Source organism: Mesorhizobium sp. WSM4311 (assembly GCF_002295115.1).
Taxonomy (GTDB): Bacteria; Pseudomonadota; Alphaproteobacteria; order Rhizobiales; family Rhizobiaceae; genus Mesorhizobium.
Genome location: NZ_NSFV01000008.1, coordinates 162,042 through 180,125, shown reverse-complemented (window position 1 = coordinate 180,125; position 18,084 = coordinate 162,042). Strand labels below are relative to the sequence as shown.

At 63.2% G+C, this 18,084-nt stretch carries 21 protein-coding genes, 1 tRNA gene and 2 pseudogenes; 16 read left to right on the top strand and 8 right to left on the bottom strand.

Annotated elements, in window-relative coordinates:
* Positions 1–28 precede the first annotated feature (28 nt).
* Positions 29–1,393, top strand: coding sequence for a magnesium transporter (mgtE, locus tag CK226_RS22125; protein WP_095793071.1), 1,365 nt, complete (start codon positions 29–31; stop codon positions 1,391–1,393).
* Between the two features lie 102 nt (positions 1,394–1,495).
* Here the strand turns inward: mgtE and gor are convergent, their stop codons facing one another.
* The 3 genes from gor to rpiA form a co-directional block, all read right to left on the bottom strand.
* Positions 1,496–2,887: a glutathione-disulfide reductase gene (gene gor, locus CK226_RS22120; RefSeq protein ID WP_095774436.1), complete on the bottom strand. Its 1,392-nt coding sequence runs from the start codon at positions 2,885–2,887 to the stop codon at positions 1,496–1,498.
* A 120-nt stretch (positions 2,888–3,007) separates the two neighbouring features.
* Entirely contained in the window at positions 3,008–3,631 is a 624-nt protein-coding gene (locus CK226_RS22115; protein ID WP_095774435.1) for a DUF2059 domain-containing protein, read from the bottom strand.
* Positions 3,618–4,349, bottom strand: a complete 732-nt coding sequence (gene rpiA / locus CK226_RS22110; protein ID WP_095774434.1) for a ribose-5-phosphate isomerase RpiA — start codon at positions 4,347–4,349, stop codon at positions 3,618–3,620. Before rpiA ends, CK226_RS22115 begins: the two co-directional genes overlap by 14 nt.
* A 179-nt stretch (positions 4,350–4,528) precedes the next feature.
* Here rpiA and CK226_RS22105 point away from each other — a divergent pair, with 179 nt between their 5' ends.
* The 5 genes from CK226_RS22105 to CK226_RS22085 all read left to right on the top strand — a co-directional run bounded on the left by CK226_RS22105 (position 4,529) and on the right by CK226_RS22085 (position 7,326).
* Entirely contained in the window at positions 4,529–5,212 is a 684-nt protein-coding gene (locus CK226_RS22105) for a phosphoglycolate phosphatase (protein ID WP_095793070.1), read from the top strand.
* Between the two features lie 137 nt (positions 5,213–5,349).
* Positions 5,350–5,424: transfer RNA gene (locus tag CK226_RS22100), tRNA-Val, on the top strand.
* Between the two features lie 160 nt (positions 5,425–5,584).
* On the top strand, positions 5,585–5,842 hold the full coding sequence (locus CK226_RS22095) for a PepSY domain-containing protein (RefSeq protein WP_095774432.1): 258 nt from the start codon (positions 5,585–5,587) through the stop codon (positions 5,840–5,842).
* Between the two features lie 182 nt (positions 5,843–6,024).
* The gene (locus CK226_RS22090; protein ID WP_245437819.1) at positions 6,025–6,732 is read left to right on the top strand and encodes a lysozyme inhibitor LprI family protein; all 708 of its coding nucleotides are present in this window, start codon (positions 6,025–6,027) and stop codon (positions 6,730–6,732) included.
* Between the two features lie 111 nt (positions 6,733–6,843).
* Complete coding sequence (locus CK226_RS22085) at positions 6,844–7,326, top strand: hypothetical protein (RefSeq protein ID WP_179295965.1); 483 nt, start codon at positions 6,844–6,846, stop codon at positions 7,324–7,326.
* Positions 7,327–7,330: 4 nt separating this feature from the next.
* On the opposite strand, the gene CK226_RS22080 is transcribed toward CK226_RS22085, so the two are convergent.
* Together CK226_RS22080 and CK226_RS35615 are read right to left on the bottom strand one after the other, a co-directional pair.
* Positions 7,331–9,211 (bottom strand): murein L,D-transpeptidase, encoded by a 1,881-nt coding sequence (locus tag CK226_RS22080; RefSeq protein WP_095793069.1) that lies wholly within the window; start codon positions 9,209–9,211, stop codon positions 7,331–7,333.
* Positions 9,212–9,421: 210 nt separating this feature from the next.
* Positions 9,422–9,529, bottom strand: a pseudogene (locus CK226_RS35615) (oxidoreductase); the annotation flags it as partial.
* Between the two features lie 5 nt (positions 9,530–9,534).
* Between CK226_RS35615 and CK226_RS35610 the strand changes: the two are divergent.
* Together CK226_RS35610 and CK226_RS22065 are read left to right on the top strand one after the other, a co-directional pair.
* Positions 9,535–9,645: pseudogene (locus tag CK226_RS35610) on the top strand (TetR/AcrR family transcriptional regulator); the annotation flags it as partial.
* Between the two features lie 64 nt (positions 9,646–9,709).
* Complete coding sequence (locus CK226_RS22065) at positions 9,710–10,105, top strand: rhodanese-like domain-containing protein (protein WP_032930276.1); 396 nt, start codon at positions 9,710–9,712, stop codon at positions 10,103–10,105.
* A gap of 70 nt (positions 10,106–10,175) precedes the next feature.
* Here CK226_RS22065 and CK226_RS22060 read toward each other — a convergent pair whose 3' ends face one another.
* A complete protein-coding gene (locus CK226_RS22060; protein ID WP_095774430.1) occupies positions 10,176–11,087 on the bottom strand; it encodes an alpha/beta hydrolase in 912 nt (303 codons plus the stop codon).
* Positions 11,088–11,134: 47 nt separating this feature from the next.
* Between CK226_RS22060 and CK226_RS22055 the strand changes: the two genes are divergently transcribed.
* Positions 11,135–11,587, top strand: coding sequence for a MarR family transcriptional regulator (locus CK226_RS22055; protein ID WP_019858112.1), 453 nt, complete (start codon positions 11,135–11,137; stop codon positions 11,585–11,587).
* A gap of 16 nt (positions 11,588–11,603) precedes the next feature.
* Here the strand turns inward: CK226_RS22055 and CK226_RS22050 are convergent, their stop codons facing one another.
* Both CK226_RS22050 and CK226_RS22045 read right to left on the bottom strand, forming a co-directional pair.
* Positions 11,604–12,215: a pyridoxamine 5'-phosphate oxidase family protein gene (locus CK226_RS22050; protein WP_095774429.1), complete on the bottom strand. Its 612-nt coding sequence runs from the start codon at positions 12,213–12,215 to the stop codon at positions 11,604–11,606.
* A gap of 63 nt (positions 12,216–12,278) precedes the next feature.
* Entirely contained in the window at positions 12,279–12,632 is a 354-nt protein-coding gene (locus CK226_RS22045; protein WP_010909462.1) for a DUF971 domain-containing protein, read from the bottom strand.
* A 196-nt stretch (positions 12,633–12,828) separates the two neighbouring features.
* On the opposite strand from CK226_RS22045, the gene moaA reads away from it, so the two are divergent.
* From moaA to CK226_RS22010, 7 genes are all read left to right on the top strand, one after another.
* Positions 12,829–13,824, top strand: coding sequence for a GTP 3',8-cyclase MoaA (gene moaA, locus CK226_RS22040; protein WP_095793068.1), 996 nt, complete (start codon positions 12,829–12,831; stop codon positions 13,822–13,824).
* Positions 13,825–13,879: 55 nt separating this feature from the next.
* The gene (locus CK226_RS22035; protein WP_179301107.1) at positions 13,880–14,374 is read left to right on the top strand and encodes a hypothetical protein; all 495 of its coding nucleotides are present in this window, start codon (positions 13,880–13,882) and stop codon (positions 14,372–14,374) included.
* Between the two features lie 119 nt (positions 14,375–14,493).
* Positions 14,494–14,853 carry a hypothetical protein gene (locus CK226_RS22030; RefSeq protein ID WP_095774425.1) on the top strand — a complete coding sequence of 120 codons (360 nt, stop codon included), beginning with the start codon at positions 14,494–14,496 and terminating at the stop codon, positions 14,851–14,853.
* A gap of 177 nt (positions 14,854–15,030) precedes the next feature.
* Complete coding sequence (locus CK226_RS22025) at positions 15,031–15,951, top strand: DMT family transporter (RefSeq protein ID WP_095774482.1); 921 nt, start codon at positions 15,031–15,033, stop codon at positions 15,949–15,951.
* Between the two features lie 43 nt (positions 15,952–15,994).
* On the top strand, positions 15,995–16,627 hold the full coding sequence (gene mobA / locus CK226_RS22020; protein ID WP_095774424.1) for a molybdenum cofactor guanylyltransferase MobA: 633 nt from the start codon (positions 15,995–15,997) through the stop codon (positions 16,625–16,627).
* Positions 16,624–17,139: a molybdopterin-guanine dinucleotide biosynthesis protein B gene (mobB, locus tag CK226_RS22015; protein WP_095774423.1), complete on the top strand. Its 516-nt coding sequence runs from the start codon at positions 16,624–16,626 to the stop codon at positions 17,137–17,139. The genes mobA and mobB overlap by 4 nt, the downstream gene beginning before the upstream one ends.
* A gap of 146 nt (positions 17,140–17,285) precedes the next feature.
* The gene (locus tag CK226_RS22010; RefSeq protein ID WP_095774422.1) at positions 17,286–18,071 is read left to right on the top strand and encodes an ABC transporter substrate-binding protein; all 786 of its coding nucleotides are present in this window, start codon (positions 17,286–17,288) and stop codon (positions 18,069–18,071) included.
* Positions 18,072–18,084 lie beyond the last annotated feature (13 nt).

Sequence of the window (18,084 nt, the reverse complement as noted above, 5' to 3'; positions counted from 1 at the left end):
TGTCCTGCCGGACGGCTAGGAGTGAACCATGAACGATTTTTCCCCCGTAGCGGACGACGAGGCCATCGCCATCGCCCGCATCCTTGCAAACGACCATGTCGCCGACGTGGTCGAGGGGCTCAACCATGAATCGCGCGAAACCGCGACGGATCTGCTTTGCGCCGTACCGTTCGAGCGGCTGGTCGAGATCTTCGACCAGCCTGAACTCGACGGCGCGCCCGAACTCGCGGAGGCCCTGCCCCGCGCCAAGGCAAGCAAGCTGCTCACCGCCATGTCGGTCGACCGTGCGGCCGACATACTGCGCGAGCTCGATGAGCCGGCACGCTCCGAACTGCTCGGCGCACTGGCGCCGCCGCTGCGCGCCACCCTGCTGTCCATTCTGGGCTATCCCGAAGGCAGCGCCGCATCGATCATGACGACGGAATTCGTCAGCGTTCCCTCCGACTGGACCGTCGGACGCACGCTGGACTACATCCGCAAGGTCGAGCGGACGCGCGAAACCGTCTACGCGATCTACATCGTCGATCCGCAAACGGACCTCCTGGTGCGGTCGACCGGCCTGCGCCGGCTCATCACCGGTGAGCCGGACGACCCGATCCTGTCTGTGGCGCCGGACCGTGTGCCGGTGACGGTCACCCCGCTGACCGATCGTGAAACCCTGGCGCAGACGATCTCCAAATACGATCTGCTCGCCGTACCCGTCGTCGACCACGGCAAGATCCTCGGCATCGTGACAATCGACGACATCATCGACACGATGATCGAGGAAACGACGGAGGACGTGCATCGCTTCGGCGGCATGGAAGCGCTCGACGAGCCCTATATGAAGATGAGCTTCCTCGCCATGATCCAGAAGCGCGCCGGCTGGCTGTGCGCCCTGTTCCTCAGCGAAATGCTGACCGCGAACGCCATGCAGAGCTACGAAAGCGAACTGGAAAAAGCGATCGTGCTCACCCTCTTTATCCCGCTGATCATGAGCTCCGGCGGCAATTCCGGCTCGCAGGCGACCTCGCTGGTCATCCGGGCGCTGGCTCTGCGCGAGATTGGGCTCGGCGACTGGTGGCGGGTTGCCTTGCGCGAACTGCCGACCGGCCTGGTGCTGGGATCGATCCTTGGCGTGGTCGGCGTCTGCCGCATCACGCTGTGGCAGTATTTCGGTTTCTACGATTACGGTCCGCACTGGCCGCTGATTGCCGCGACGGTCGGGGCCGCATTGGTCGGCATCGTCACCTTTGGTTCACTCTCGGGATCGATGCTGCCCTTCGCGCTGAAACGGGTCGGTTTCGACCCCGCCAGCGCATCGGCGCCGTTTGTCGCCACACTGGTCGATGTCACCGGGCTGGTGATTTATTTCTCGGTGGCGCTGGTCATCCTGCGCGGCACGCTGCTGTAGCGCATTGCTGTCTCCTCCGCTGGCCATGGCCGGCGGCGGCTTCCGCCCTAGGCTGCCTGCCTTAGGTGGTTCAGTCGACCTTCATCGAGCAAAACGCGCCCGTCACTGGACGCGCTGGCCGTCCTTCACGCGGTAGGTCGGCTTGTACATGGTGACGAGTTCTTCCGCCGCGGTCGGGTGCACGGCCATTGTGCGGTCGAAATCATCCTTGGTCAGGCCGGCCTTCAGCGGAATGCCTAGCAGCTGCGCCATTTCGCCGGCATCCGGCCCCAATATGTGGGCGCCTAGCACTTTGCGGGAAGCGCCGTCGACCACCAGCTTCATCAGCATCTTCTCGTCGCGGCCCGAAAGCGTGTGCCGCATCGGCCGGAAGCTGGCGCGGTAGATTTCGACATCGGCGAAACGCTTGACGGCTTCGTCTTCCGACAGGCCGACAGTGCCGATTTCCGGCTGCGAGAAGACCGCGGTCGCGATCGTGTCGTGGTCGGGCGCGGTCGGGTTGCCCTTGAATGCCGTCTCGACAAAGCACATTGCTTCGTGGATCGCCACCGGTGTCAGCTGCACGCGGTTGGTGACGTCGCCGATCGCCCAGATATTGTCGATGTTGGTGCGGGAATACGCGTCGACCTTGATCGCGCCGACCTGGGTCATCTCGAGGCCGATGCCTTCCAGGCCCATATTCTCGGTGTTGGGGATGCGTCCGATGGCCAGCATGACCTGATCCACCGTCAGCGTCTGGCCGCTGGTGAGAAGGGCATCGAGCCGGCCGTCCGGCCGCTTGCGGATCGACTCCGATACGGCGTGGCAGAGGATCTTGATCCCCTTCTTTTCCATGGTCTCGTGCAGCGTGCGGCGCAGATCCATGTCGAAGCGGCTGAGGATCTCCTTGCCGCGATAGACCAACGTGGTGTCGACACCGAGCCCGTGAAAGATGTTGGCGAACTCGACCGCGATGTAGCCGCCGCCCTCGATCATGATCGCCTTCGGCAGTTCCTTGAGGTCGAAAGCCTCGTTGGAAAAGATGCAATGCTCATGACCGGGAAGCGCTGGGTGGGCCGCCGGACGGCCACCGGTGGCGATCAGGATCTGGTCGGAGGTGACGGTGCGGTCGTCGTCCAGGAGATGCACCACATGCGGGTCGACGATCATCGCCCGCGAATGGAAGGTCTCGCCGCCGGCGCCCTCGACATTCTTCTTGTAGATCGCCTCCAGCCGGCTGATCTCGCGGTCCTTGTTGGCCACCAGCGTCTGCCAGTTGAAACTGGCTTCCGGCACCGTCCAGCCATAGCCGGCGGCATCGGCAAAATGCTCCGGAAATTGCGAGGCGTAGACATAGAGTTTTTTCGGCACGCAGCCGCGGATGACGCAGGTACCGCCAAAACGGTATTCCTCGGCGATGCCGACGCGCTTGCCGAGTGCGGCGGCAACGCGCGCCGCCCTCACCCCGCCGGAGCCGCCGCCGATGACGAAAAGATCATAGTCATAACCGGCCATGAGGCGGCTCCTTGAACGTCGGAAAATGCGAGTGACAGGTAGGCCGCCAAAGGCCAAAAGAAAAGCCCGGACAAGCCGGGCTTCGCAGATGGCCGCAAGGCCGCATTTGAAAACGCAGGATCAGTTCTGCGTGCCGTCGGCGGGAGCCGAACCGTCGGCCGGTGCAGCGCCATCCGCCGGAGCCGCATTGTCGGCCGGAGCAGCACCATCAGCGGGCGCAGCAGGCGCAGCCGGAGCCTTTGCCTTGGCGGCCGCGGCCAGCGTTTGGCCGACCTGCTGGGCGAGATCGCGGGCAAGGCCGTTCTGCCAGATGTCGGCTGCCTTGACCAAGTCACGCGTCACGGTCGGGCCGCTGTCGAGCAGCTTCTTGCCGGACTCGGAGCTGTAGAAGGCTGCGATGTCGTTGAGTTCCTTCTCGGAAAACACCTTCGCATAGGCAAGGGCCGCTTCCTTCTCGAGATCGGCGCGGCGCGACGCCATCGCCAGCGCCTTCTCGCTGATCGTCTTGCCAATCAGTTCCTGCATGTCCGGGTTCTTCTGGATGAGCTGCGATTCGAGCGCGGCGGCCGCCTGCGGCAGGATGTTGTCGAACGGGTCGGTCGCATGGATCGCCGCGACCGCGGCGCGGGCCGCCTTCAGGTGCGATTCGGTGACGTCCTGCGAAAACGCCGGCGACGACAAGGCCAAAACGGCCGAAGCCGCCAGAACGACGCAAAGGCCGCGAACCCGGTTATGCAACATCATGGTTGGTAGAACTCCCTGGTTTTCGGGCGGCATGGACGGTTTGGATACCGTCGCCGCCGGCGATGATGGCCGCTGACGCCAGCCCGATGAAAAGACCATGCTCGACCACGCCCGGAATGGCGTGGAGAGCATTCGAAAGCGCTCTTGTATCCGGAATGCGGCCAAAAGATGCATCGAGGATAAAATGGCCGCCGTCTGTAACAAAAGCCTGGCCTCCCGTCATCCTCAATGTAATCGGACCGGAAAGGCCGAGCTCTGCAGCCGCCTTGGCTACGGCGATCTCGGTGGCGCGCAGGCCGAACTTGTTGACTTCGATCGGCAGCGGAAACCGGCCGAGCGTCTCGACCATCTTCGAGCGGTCGGCGATGACGATCATGCGCTGCGAGGCCGCGGCAACGATCTTCTCGCGCAGCAGCGCGCCGCCGCCGCCCTTGATCAGGGTCAGCTCCGGGTCGACCTCGTCGGCGCCGTCGACGGTGAGATCGAGCTCGGGGGTTTCCTCCAATGTCGACAGCGGCACGCCAAGCTCGCGGCAAAGTGCTGCGGTGCGCTCCGAAGTCGGCACACCGATGACGGTCATGCCGGTGGCGACCTTGTCGGCGAGCAGCCGTACGAACTCTTCCGCAGTGGTGCCGGTACCGATGCCGAGCCGCATGCCGTCGCTGACATGGGCAAGGGCGGCCCGCGCGGCCTCGACCTTCAACTGTCTTGCATCCATGCCGCTTGCTGCCCCGGGGAACCTTGTGTTTCGGGCTCCTAGCATTTTTGCCGGCCGGGTCAAAGCTTTTGACCGTGGCCAAAGCCTTTGACCATTGGGCGCCTGTCCACCGCTTTGCTTGCCTTGACGCGCCGCAGCCGCTATCGCCTCCGGATGTACAAACCTGCGCAGGATGGATCATGAGTCGCCCGATCATCGTGTTCGACCTCGACGGAACGCTGATTGACACGGCGCCGGACCTGCTCGACAGCCTCAACCACAGCCTGGCTGCCAGCGAACTCACGGCCGTCGACGAGGCCGGCTTCAGGCGCTTTGTCGGCCATGGCGGCCGCGTGATGATAGAGCGGGCGCACGCCGCCCAGCAGCGCTCGCTTGACGTCGCCGAGCATGACCGGCTGCTCAAGCTGTTCCTCGATCACTACACCGACAACATCCCCGGCAAATCGCGCCCCTACCCCGGTGTCGTCGACGCGATCGGGCGTTTCGAGAAGGCTGGCTATCTCCTTGCCATCTGCACCAACAAATACGAGGCCAATTCCCTGGCGCTGATCGAGGCGCTCGGCCTGACCAGGCATTTCGCGGCCATCGCCGGCCAGGACACGTTCGCCTTCCGCAAGCCCGATCCGCGTCACCTGACCGAAACCATCCGGCTGGCCGGCGGCGACCCGCACCGCGCCCTGATGGTCGGCGATTCGCAGACCGACATCGACACCGCCAAGGCCGCCGGCATTCCGGTGGTGGCCGTCGATTTCGGCTACACCGACCGGCATGTCCGCGAATTCGAACCTTCGGCGGTGATCTCGCATTTCGACGCGCTGACCGTGGAACTGGCCGAGCGGCTGATCCGCGCCGCGGGCCACTGAGCCGACGGCGACCGGCATCCCATCGGGACGGCTCGAGGAGCGAAGAATCCGATCGCTGTGAGAACGCCAGACAGCGCCTTGACTTAACCGGCCGGCCTCCCTTATATCGCGGCTCGCTTGGCCTTCGGGCAACGAGCGGGCGATTAGCTCAGCGGGAGAGCACACCCTTCACACGGGTGGGGTCGCAGGTTCAATCCCTGCATCGCCCACCATTTTCCCAAATGGTTTTCCAGCCTTAGCCCGTTGACGCTCTGTTGGCAGCGGCGCGGCGAATTGCAGCTTGTGCGGACATGGCCGGGCACGCATGGCGTCCCATCCGGAACCAACCACCGCACCAGCTCGTTTCCTTGCGTCGAAACTTGAGGGAAAACTATGTCCAGATTTCTCGTGGCAACCAGCGTTGCCGTTCTTCTCGCCGCCGGACCGGCCCTGGCGGCGGATGACAAGCCGTTGCCGCCGCCCAATGCCAAGAAGCTGTCGGAGATCCTCGCCAAGGTCGAGCACCGCGACGGTTTTCGCTATGTGAAAGAGGTCGACTGGGACGATGGCGCCTACACCGTCACCTATTACACGTCGGACAAGGCGAAGGTCGAAATCACCTATGATCCGGTGACCGCCGAGCCCAGGTAGGAGCCGCCGGCAGATATCCGATAGACGGATCCGCTTTTGCACACGCTCGATGGACCAATCGGCGTGCCGCAAATTGTCCATCCTTGGCGTGTGATATGTACGCCGAGGCGCGGCCGTGCCTTGCGCTATCCTGATGCTTGGGGGCACCGATGCGATCTTCCATCCAAACCAAAGTCTTGCTTGTGCTTGCTGTCATCCTGGCTGGCGGCATGCTTGCGGCGCCTTCGGCGCGCGCGGACGGGCCATCCTTCGATTGCGCCAAGGCCAGCCTGCCGGCGGAGAAGGCGATCTGCGCCGATCCGCAGCTGTCGGCGATCGATCTGCTGGTCGCCAAGGCCTACAAGGGGTTCGAGCCGGCCTTTGGCGGCGACAAGCGCAAGATCGCCCGCGGGCTGATTGCCGACCGCAATGCCTGCAGGAGCGATACAGCCTGCATCGTCAGCGCGCTGAACAACGCCTTGCAGACCTATGGCAATGCGCCCTCATGGGTACAGGACTACAACATCGCCCTGATCGGCAAGAAGGCTCTGGATACCGCCGCGGGCAATCCCGGCAACAACGATCAGCCCCTGCCCTCGGCCGTCGGACAATGCGCGTCCACGCACATCAAGACGCTGACCACGCGGCTTGGCGACGATCCGCTGGAAACCGCCTCGCCCGACGCCGGCAGCGCAGCCACCTTCACCAATGGCGGTGGGGCCGTCTCCTATGATCGCGAACCGGGCCTTGCCGCCTCGAAGGTCGGCGAACCCGTCGTGACTTGCCTGATCGCGATTCCCAGGGATTGTCCCAGGGATGACGACCGCGGCCGGGTCTATTATTCGATCGATCTGGTTGCAAAAGGTTCCTGGGCCTTGCCGGACTCCGAGCATCTGTGCGGCGGCGCCTGATCGGCGTGCTTCCCAATCCACGAAGCCTGCCAAAGCATCCGCTCTGTGCCTGCCCTTGCGCCGGATCGTCTTTGATGGCTGATTGGAACGGTTGACTGCGCCGCATGGGGGATGGGCATGGCGACGGCGAAGCATGTGATGAAACGCATCCTGATGATGCTGGCCGGCTATCTGGTCGCCGTGCTGGTCGGCCTGGTCGCCGTGGCGGCGATCTACGCCGCGCTCAGTTCGCTGCCCAACGCGCCGGCCTATTTCGACATCATGGGCGTCAGCCCGATCGCCGTCCTGGTGGTGCCGCCGCTCGGCATGTTCGTCTACTTCCTGACGATTGTCGTGACCGGGCTGCAGACACTGATCTTCGCGCTGATCGCCGAGTTCTTCTCGCTGCGCAATGCCCTGATGCACATGGTCTTCGGCGCCGCTGCCGCCGCCGGCGGCTTCTTCCTGATCTGGCCGAGTTCAGCGGAAGACATAGACCCGGAGCGCTGGGCCGATATCGGCATCATCGCCGCGGCCGGCCTCGTCGCCGGATTGATCTACTGGCTAATCGCCGGGCGGGAGGCGGGGTTCCGCCGCCCGTTGTCGCAATTCTAAACGATCAGCTCGACGGCGAGCGCACGGCCTCGGTGGCGTCCAATGCCTGCTTCAACCGCGAATCGCGGTCGTAGACGTCGCTGAAATACTCGACCTTGCCGGACATGTCGGGCCATGCGGTGAAATAGGCGACATAGACCGGAATCTTGCGCGTCACATCCTCGGTCGAATGCCCGTGCTTCAGCTTTTCGGCGACATAGTCGACCGTGGTGCCGAGCACCGCCGCCGCCATGCCGCGCGGATCCTGCAGGCGCACGCAGCCATGGCTGAGCGCGCGCATGTCCTCCTTGAAGAACGATTTCTGCGGCGTATCGTGCATGTAGATCGCATGCTTGTTGGGGAACAGGATCTTCAGTTCGCCCAGCGCATTGGCCTCGCTCGGCTGCTGGCGCACGCTGTAGGGAATGTTGGCGCCATAGCCGCCCCAATTGACCGCCGACGACGGAATGCGCTTGCCGCGCGAATCCGTCACCTCGTAGCCGGCCCGATCGAGATAGCCGGGATCGCTGCGCAATCTGGGCAGCATCTCATTGACGATGATCGACTGCGGCACGCCCCAATAGGGATGGAAGTCTACCTGCTTGATCTGGTCGTAGAAGAAAGCCGTCTGGTTGGTCACCCGGCCGACGACGACGCGCGTCTTCAGCTTCTCCTCGCCGTTGTCGATGTAGCTCGCAGTGAACGCCGGCTGGTTGATGAAGACACGTGGGCTGCCGAGATCGGAAGGCAGCCAGCGCAGCTCCTCCAGCGCCACCTGCACCTTGAGCAGTTTGTCAGCCTTCGACGTGCCGGCCAGCAAGGCGACAGTGCGCGGACCGATGACGCCGTCGCCCTTCATGCCTTCCTTCACCTGCACCGCCTTGATCAGCGGCACCAGCTCGGGGACATAAACCTCGCTGGTCGCCAGCCGCGACAAGAGCTCGCCATAGGTGCCGCCCATGCCGTCATCGAGATTGCGCGCGATCAGCGACAGCAGCTTCGGCAGTTCGGGGCTGGTCTCGCCCGGCTTCAGCAGCAGCTTGGGATCGACGACGATCTCATTTTCGGCACTGGCCTGCAGGGCCTCCAGCTCGACGCGCAGCGCCTGATATTCCGCATTCTGCGGATGCCGCGATTCGAGGTAGGTGCGCACTTCCTGTGTATGCGCCAGCGTCTTCAGCACGCCGACCATGTCGAGCGGCTTGGCCGGGAAATCATAGTAACCGGTCATCCGGTTGGGCTCGACACGGCCGTTCTGGGCGTCATGGGCATAGCGCAGGACGCGTGCCGACAGCGCCATCTCGAAGCGCACGAGTTCCCTGAGCTTGGCCGCGTCATCCGTCGACGCCGAAGTCGTGGCCGGCACATCGACGGTGTAGTCGGTGGGCGTCAGGCCGTAGCTCGCGGCCTCGCCCAGCACCCGCACCGCATCCTGGGCGCGGTTGTTGGGGCTGGGTCCGTTCACCCAGATGAAGTCCGGATTGGCCGAGTAATAGGCGATCAACGCCTTGGCGATGTCGGGCTCGGCGTAGAGTTCGTAGTCGCTGAGACCGGCAATGGCATCGTGGAAAGCAGCCCCCGTTGCTGACGGAACGAACGCCGCGTCCTGCGCCGTCGCCGGCTGCGGCGCGGCGGACAGCGTCGAGAAGTCGACGCGAATAAGCTTGTCAGCCTTGTAGGTGTAATAGGACGGCCCGCTGATCTTTGCGCCGCCGCCGCCGCCAGCCGGGGCTTTGGGTTTGTGCGTTGGCGGAGGCGGAAATTCGCCCTGCGGCTCATGCCTGATGCCGCCGCCGAACAGCATGTCGAAGAGCCCCTGGGCGCCTGCCTGAGGCGCGCCCAGGGCGAGCGTTGCCGCGATCGCCACAAGCGGCATCGCGGTTGCTTTTTTACCGAGGAATTTCATGGATCACCCGCTCCGGTCGCAACCGGTTCCCGTTCCGCACGCTAGACCGTCTCGCTCACCGCATGGCGGATGTAAGGCGCGACTATACCGATTCATACCGATTTGGTTAAGCTTTCATAAATTTTGGAAAGCCTGTTGCAGAACGGTTTCACAAGATCGTGTCGGCTGGAGCGCGGGCGTTTCGCTCCAGCCTGGAGAAATCCCCAAAATTCAGGCGTTGGCGCAGCCATCGATGGTCAATGCGGCACCGGTAACGAAACGCCCCTCCGGACCGGCGAGCCAGGCAACCATGCCGGCGATGTCATCGGCCTTGCCGAATCGCGGTGCAGCACGGCATGTCGATCCAGGCGCGCGACGGCGCGTCGCGCCCAGCGCTGATGGCCACCGTCACTGGCGCGATGGCTGCCTGGCAAACTCTGGCAGGCCCCGACTGAGCGTGACAAACGCTGGCCATTATGGTGGAAATCCAGCCAAACGCGCGGTCGGGAGGAACAAGCTGTGAAAAAGGGTTATCGCGAACTGCTGGATGAAGCCAACGCCGAGATCGAAGTGGTTTCACCTGAAGAAGCCGCGGGACTGCTCGAGGACGAAGGCACCATCTTCGTCGACCTGCGCGACCCGCGCGAGGTCGAACGCGACGGCAGGATTCCCGGCGCCAAACATGTGACACGCGGCATGCTGGAATTCTGGATCGATCCGGAAAGTCCCTATCACAAGCCGTTCTTCGCCTCGGGCAAGAGCTTCGTGTTCTTCTGCGCCGGCGGCTGGCGTTCAGCGCTCGCCACCAAGACGGCGCAGGACATGGGGCTTGTGCCCGTCAAGCACATCCTTGGCGGCTACACCGCCTGGAAGGCGGCCGGACTGCCTGTCGAGCCCGGCGAGAAGAAGAAATAGCCCCAATGCATGTCGCTCGAGAGTGGTCCCGGTTTTGAGACAACGACATGCCTGGAACGAGGATTGCGTCTCAATGCAGCCGCGACGGCTCGCGGTGTTCCGCGACGAAGGCAACGGCGCGTTCGACAACGCCCTTGTCCGCAAGGATGCGGCGGTGGCCGAGACCGTCGGCCCAGTGCAGCCGCACATGGCCGCCAGCGCCGGCGTAGCGTTTCGCGTGCTCGGCCGGCACCTCGCGATCGTCAGGCGCGTGGATGACCAGCGTCGGCACCGGCGCCTGGGCGAGCTGGCGGTCACCGGTGAATTCATGCAGCGGCCGGCCGGACAGGTGCTGGACGCGGTCCGCCATCGCCACCTGCGAGCGCGGCCCGACGTTGAGCATGCGGCTGAAATCGGCGAAGATAGCCGGCAGGGAGCTGGGTGCGGCGATCAGCACGAGACGTCCGGCCGCCAGCGGCGGAATGTTCTTGACGGAACCGGCAATGGCATTGGCGGCAACGGCGCCGCCGAAGGAATGACCCACCGCCGCGACGAACGGGCCGAACCATTCGCCGGCGACCCGCACCGCGTCGACCGCGTTGACCATGTTCAGGTGCCGGCCCTGCGAATGGCCGTGCCCCGGCAGGTCCAGGGAAACGACCCTGTAGCCGGCGGCGCGATAGCCCTCGATCAAGGCGCGCATATATTCGGTGCGCGAACGCCAGCCATGAACGACAAGCACCGTGCCAAGTGCGGCCCCGCCCGGTTCCGGCCGGAATTCGTGCACCATGACGCAGCCGGTTGCCGTCTTCAGCCGATGATGGCGCGCCTCGGTCATGAACTCGGCGGCCCGGCCGATGGCGCGGCGCTCGCCATCGGTCAGCGCCTTTGTGCTCGGCGTGCGGCAGAACAGTTCGAAAGCCGCGCGCCCGGTGATGCGTGGCGCAATATGCTCGGCCGCACCAAATACGCTCCGGATGACCTTCAGCCCGATTGATGCCATAGTGAGAATCCATCCATACGTTCAAGCATGAACATAATAGTTCAAAGATGAACAATAAACAAGAGCTACCCTGGGACAACCCGCGTTTTCGCAACTGGGTCGCGGTGGCGCGTGCCTGCCATGTGCTGGAGCGTACGCTGGCGGTGAAACTCGCGCCGCTCGACCTGAAGCCGGCGCAGCTCGACGTGCTGATGAACCTCTACCGCCATCCCGGCATGTCGCAGCACGATCTTGCCCGCAAGCTGCTCGTCGGCCGCTCCAACATCACCATGCTTTTGCCGCAGCTGGAGACGCGCGGCCTGCTGCGCCGCGAAGGCGACGAGAAGGACAAGCGCATCCTGCGGCTCGCCTTGACCGAGGCTGGCGAGGCGTTGCTGATGCAGGCGCTGAAAGTGCATATGGCGCTGATCGAGAAAGCGATGAGCCAGTCGACGCCGGAGCAGTGCGACATGATCGGCGAACAGATGCGCAAGATCTATGAGGTGCTGAAGGAGGCCTGACGGCCTTTTCGGTCACTCACCACATGGTTTTCTTCGCCCGCTCCGGCCATTCCTTGTCGTAGGCCTCGCCGTCGATGTTCTTGCGGCTGGTGATTTCCAGGATTTTTCCCGGCGTCGGCAGCGATTTTGGATCGACATGTTTTGCCGGGTTCCAAAGCTCCGACCGCACAATGGCGCGGGCGCACTGGAAATAGACCGAATCGACGTCGATGACGGTCACCGAGCGCGCCGCCTTGCCGTCGACCATGAAGGATGCGCAAAGTTCGGCGTCCGTGGTGATGCGCGCGCGGCCGTTGATGCGCAGCGTCGTGCCAGAACCCGGCACCAGGAACAGCAACCCGACACGCGGATCCCGGATGATGTTGCGCAGCGAATCGGCGCGATTGTTGCCGCGCCGGTCCGGCATGATCAGCGTCTTCGGATCAACGATACGCACGAAGCCGGCGAGATCGCCGCGCGGCGAACAGTCCAATCCCTCCGGGCCACTGGTGGCAAGCGCAACAAAGGGCGACGCCTCGATGAAGGCGGCATATTCGGGAATGACGTGATCGAGTTCCTTGACCAGCGAGGCTTCGCCTGGAACGCCGTAGAGCGCCTCGAGCTGTTCGACCGTGGTGATAAGCGACATCTTTTTCGTCTCCGAACCCTGGCCGGCGCTACTCCAGATGTGTGACGCCTTTACGACGTCGGCTTAGCGATCGCGGCTCAGTCCTTTTTCGGCAAGCTCCGCCAGATAGGCATTCCAGCGCTCATCCTTCTCGTGGCCAAGCGTGTGCAGATAGTTCCAGGTGAAAATGCCGGTGTCGTGGAAATCGTCGAAGGTGATGCGCACCGCATAGTTGCCGACCGGCTCGATCTTCAGGATGGCCACATTGCGCTTGCCGGGAACCGTCACACGCTGGTCGGGCGAATGGCCCTGCACCTCGGCCGATGGCGAGGCGACGCGCAAAAGCTCCGCCGGCAGTTCAAATGGCTGGTGATTGGGAAAGGTGACCGACAGCAGCTTGCGGTCCTTGGAGACCCGGAGTTCTTTTGGCGCGGTCATGCTGTTTGATCCCGTATCGATTGCCCTTCCCTACGCCGCTTCGCGACAGGGGAAAAGTCCTGGTAGACGACCGACGCAAGGTGTCGGCTCCGGGATGTTACCAAAGATCGAGAAGCGGTATCTTGAATGGTGGGCTGGATCGTATCACATAGCTGTATATAACGACGCCGGTAACGGCCACGGGAAACGCTCGAACATGAACATGATCGACCCTTTCGGTCGCACGATCAGCTATCTCAGAGTGTCGGTCACCGACCGCTGCGATTTTCGCTGCACCTACTGCATGGCCGAGGACATGGCCTTCCTGCCGAAGAAGGACCTGCTGTCGCTGGAAGAGCTGGATCGGCTCTGCACCGTTTTCATCGAGAAGGGCGTCAGACGGCTGCGCCTCACCGGCGGCGAGCCACTGGTGCGCAAGAACATCATGCATCTGGTGCGCCAGCTCTCGCGCCACCTCGATAGCGGCGCGCTGGAAGAACTGACGCTCACCACCAACGGCTCGCAGCTGTCGCGCTTCGCCGCCGAGCTCGCCGATTGCGGCGTCAAGCGCATCAACGTCTCGCTCGACACGCTGGATGCGGACAAGTTCCACCAGATCACCCGCTGGGGCCATCTCGACAAGGTCATGCAAGGTATCGATGCCGCTCAGGCGGCCGGGCTCAAGGTCAAGCTCAACGCGGTGGCGCTGAAGGATTTCAACGACGCCGAACTGCCCGACATGATGCGCTGGGCGCATGGCCGCGGCATGGATCTCACTGTCATCGAAACCATGCCGATGGGCGAGATCGACGCCGACCGCACCGACCAGTATCTGCCGCTGTCGCTGCTGCGCGCCTCGCTGGAACGCCAGTTCACGCTGGCCGACATTCCCTTCAAGACCGGTGGCCCTGCACGCTATGTCCACGTCGCCGAGACCGGCGGAAAGCTCGGTTTCATCACACCCATGACGCATAATTTCTGCGAAAGCTGCAATCGCGTCCGGCTGACCTGCACGGGCACGCTCTATATGTGCCTCGGCCAGGAAGACGCGGCCGATCTGCGCGCGCCGTTGCGCGCATCCGAAGGCAACGAACTTGTCGCCGACGCGATCGACGAGGCCATCGGCCGCAAGCCGAAAGGCCATGATTTCATCATCGACCGCCGCACCAGCCGTCCGTCGGTGTCCCGGCATATGAGCGTCACCGGCGGCTGATTTTTTCTCCGATTTGGTGCAAGACTATCTTTGGTCACAAGGCCAAGGGGGCATCGTGCTGCGTCTTTATCGTATAGGCTTGTCGTCGCTGACCACTGTTCTGTTCTTGGCGACGCCCGTCACAACAAGTGCAAACGCCAAGCCCTTCACCTATGCGAACGCGCGTTTCGGCACCGTCTGCACCTTTCCCGATGAGATATTCACCGATCGCCAGCCCGAGCCGGAAAATGGCGACGGACAGGTTTGGCTGAGCGCGGATGGCGCCAGCCTGACCTGCTCCGGCATCCTCAACGTCGATGACGACACGCCGAAAGGCTTTGTCGCCGATGAAAAGGCAAGCAAGGAACCTGACTACACCGTTACCTACAGCAAGACCGGCAAGAACTGGGCGGTGCTGTCGGGCATGAAGGATGGAAAGATCTTTTATGAGCGGCGCCTGTTCGGCAGAGATGGCGTCATCCGCACGGTCTGGATCGATTACCCGCCAGCCCTGAAGTCGAAATACGACCCGCTGGTCGGCGCGATTGCCGGCAGTCTGAAGGGACAGTGAGTATTTCGGATCACACCCCAGAAAAAGTCTTGTCCGCGAACCGCCGCCGGATTTACGGCCACATTGTTCCGGCCTAGCCTTCCCCTGAAAGCGGCTTTTCGCTGATAGGGGGAAACGTCATGCGCAAACTCATTCTTTCTCTTGCATTGCTCGGCCTTGCGGCCGTGCCCGCGGCGGCGCAGTCGATCGGTGGAACCTATACCGTCGCCGGCACCAATTTCGACGGATCGAAATATGATGGCGAAGCCACCATCACGCTGACCAGCGGGACGACTTGCGCGATCCACTGGGAGACTGGCGGTTCTTCGTCCGATGGCATCTGCATGCGCAACGACGATGCATTCTCCGCCGGCTATGTCATGGGCAAGGACATCGGCCTCGTCGTCTACAAGGTCGAGGATGACGGGTCGCTGCATGGCCTGTGGACCATCGCCGGCAAGGAAGGCAACGGCACCGAAGTGCTGACGCCGAAGCAATAGACATCGGCAGCCGGTACGTTCCGGGAGGCGAAGCCGCCTCCCGACCAGATCCGCGCCGAATTGAGGACGTGATTTCACGCCGGCGATGACGAATGCCCGGTCCTGGCCCAGCCCTTTGCCATTGCTGTTTCGTGGCGGGCTGTTACAGGCTTGCTTCCCAAGCAACCGGTGGATGTCTTGCCTCTTTCCCCAAATCTTCGCGGCGCGTTGTTCATGATGGTGGCGATGGTTGGCTTCACGCTCAACGACGCCATCACCAAATACTCTTCGCAATCGATGAACATGGCGCAGGTCATGCTGATCAGAGGAGCCTTTGCCTCGCTCTTCGTCGGCCTGCTGGCCTGGCAACGCGGCGCGCTTTTGCGGCCGCGCCTGATGCTGCAGCCGCTGGTGGCAATCCGCGTGCTGGGCGAAGCTGGCGCCACCGTGTCGTTCCTGGTGGCGCTTGCCCATTTGCCGATCGGCAGTGTCTCGGCCGTTCTTCAGGCGCTGCCGCTGGCGGTGACGATGGGTGCCGCGCTGTTTTTCGGCGAAGCGGTCGGCTGGCGACGCTGGCTGGCAATCGCAGTCGGTTTTGCCGGCGTACTGGTCATCGTGCGGCCCGGCTTTGATGGCTTCAGCATCTATTCCCTTTGGGCGCTGGCCAGCGTCGCCTGCTGCACCGTGCGCGACCTCGCCACCAAGCGCATCCCCCAAACCATACCGACCATGCTCGTCTCGACCGCGACCGCGCTGGCAATGACCGGCGTCGGCGTGGTGCTGTTGTCGCCGATGGGTGGCTGGACGCCCATGACCGGCAAAAGCACGGCGCTGCTGGCGCTGGCCGCGGTGCTGGTGCTCATCGGTTATCAATTCATCATCATGGCGATGCGCTCGGGCGAGATCTCCTTCATCGCGCCGTTCCGCTACACAGCGCTCCTCTGGTCCATCCTGCTTGGCTTGATCGTCTTCGGCGACATTCCGGACATGCCGATGATCGTCGGCGCGACAATCGTCGTCGGTTCGGGTCTCTACGCGCTCTATCGCGAGCGCGTGGTCGGTCGGCGAAGGATCGTCGCCGAAACCACCGGGCCGGCCATGGCGCCGGATGGAATCTAGCCGGGTCTTGTGATTTCCGGCGGCTGGCGTACAGGCTCGATGCATGAGGCGAGATATTGCAGGGATCGTTCTGGCCGGTGGCCAGTCAAGGCGGATGGGAGGCGGCGACAAGAGCCTGTTGCCGCTCGGCGGCGGCAGCGTGCTTGAGCAGGTCCTGTCGCGCCTTGGCCCGCAGATCGAAACCCTGGCGCTGAGCGCCAATGGCGATCCCGAACGCTTTTCCCGTTTCGGACTGCCGGTGCTTGCCGACACCGTCGAAGGCTTTGCCGGGCCGCTTGCCGGCATTCTGTCCGGCCTCGAATGGGCGGCCGCTGGCACACCTTGCAAAGCGGTCGTCACCGCCGCCGGCGACACGCCTTTCCTGCCGCTAGACCTCGTCGCGCGTCTGGCGGCGGCAGCCGGCGAACATCCAGGTTCAATTGCCGTCGCCTCCTCGGCCGGCCGGCTCCACCCGACCTTCGCGCTGTGGCCGACGGACTGTCGCGACGCCTTGCGGCATTTCCTGGTCGATGAGGACAACAGGCGCGTTTCGGCCTTCATCGAGCGACATGGCCATGTCGAGGTGGAATTCCAGGTCGTGCAATTCGCTGGCCGGCCGCTCGATCCTTTCTTCAACATCAATGTGCCGGACGATCTTGCCCAGGCCGGGCGCCTGTTGCAGAGCATGACATCATGAACGTCTTCGGCATCACCGGCTGGAAAAACTCCGGCAAGACCACCCTCACAGAAAAGCTGGTCGCTGAGCTTGTGCGGCGCGGCTGGAAGGTCTCGACGGTCAAACACGCCCATCATGATTTCGACATCGACAAGCCGGGCGCCGACAGCTTCCGCCATCGGCAGGCCGGCGCCACCGAGGTCGCGATCGTGTCGGGCAACCGCTGGGCGCTGATGCATGAATTGCGTGGCGAGGATGAGCCGCCACTGGAGAGCATCCTCTCGCGACTCGCCCCATGCGACATCGTGCTGGTCGAAGGCTACAAGCGCGAATCACACCGCAAGATCGAAACGCGGCGCCTGGAAGCGAGGGACCGGGCGCCGCTTTCGGCAGGCGATCCCAATATTGTCGCCATCGCCGCCGATTTCGCCGTCACGGACGAGAGCCTGCCGGTATTCGACCTCGACGACGTAAAATCGATAGTCGACTTCATCGAGCGCATCACCGGCCTCGTTGCTTGGGATGTAACGTAACGGCAGAACCCCATTGCCGATTTCGGTGGTTTTGCAGTTGCTTTTTTCTTGGAAAGAGTGGGAGTATCGCCTCAGCGGGCGGTCAAAAGCACCGCCCCATAGAGCCGTTTCGGAACGACGGCCGGGACCATAAAGAGAGGACTATCATGCGTATTGCACTGCGTATCGCGCTCGCCGCATCGGCTGCGCTGCTGACGCTCGGCGTAGCCCAGGCCCAGGAAAAGACCCTGCGGATCGGCACCGAAGGCGCCTATCCCCCGTTCAACAACCTCACCTCCGACGGCAAGCTCGTCGGCTTCGACATCGACATCGCCCAGGCGCTTTGCGATCAGATGAAGGTCAAGTGCACCTTCGTCGCCCAGGATTGGGACGGCATCATCCCGGCACTTCAGGCCGGCAAGTTCGACGCTATCGTCGCCTCGATGTCGATCACGCCGGAGCGCAAGGAGAAGGTCGACTTCACCCACAAATACTACAACACCCCCTCGGCTCTCGCAGTGCCGAAAGACAGCACGCTGAAGGGTGTGACCAAGGAAGATCTCGCCGGCAAGACCATCGGCGTCGCCACGACGACCACCCATTTCAACTATGCCTCGAAGACCTACACCGACAGCACTGTGAAGGGTTATCCGAGCAGCCCCGAGGAGCAGGCAGATCTGGCCAACGGCCGCCTCGACGCCATCGAGGACGATATCGTGGTGCTGCAGCAATGGCTGGACACGCCAGATGGTGCCTGCTGCAAGATTCTCGGCCAGCCCTCGCCGCAGCCGGTCGAGATCTTCGGACCGGGCGCCGGCATTGCCGTGCGCAAGGGCGAGACCGATTTGGTCAACAAGCTCAATGAGGCCATCGACGCCATCCGCGCCAATGGAAAATACAAGGAAATCAACGACAAGTACTTCAAGTTCGACGTCTTCGGCGCCGAGTCCTGATAGACAGGATCAA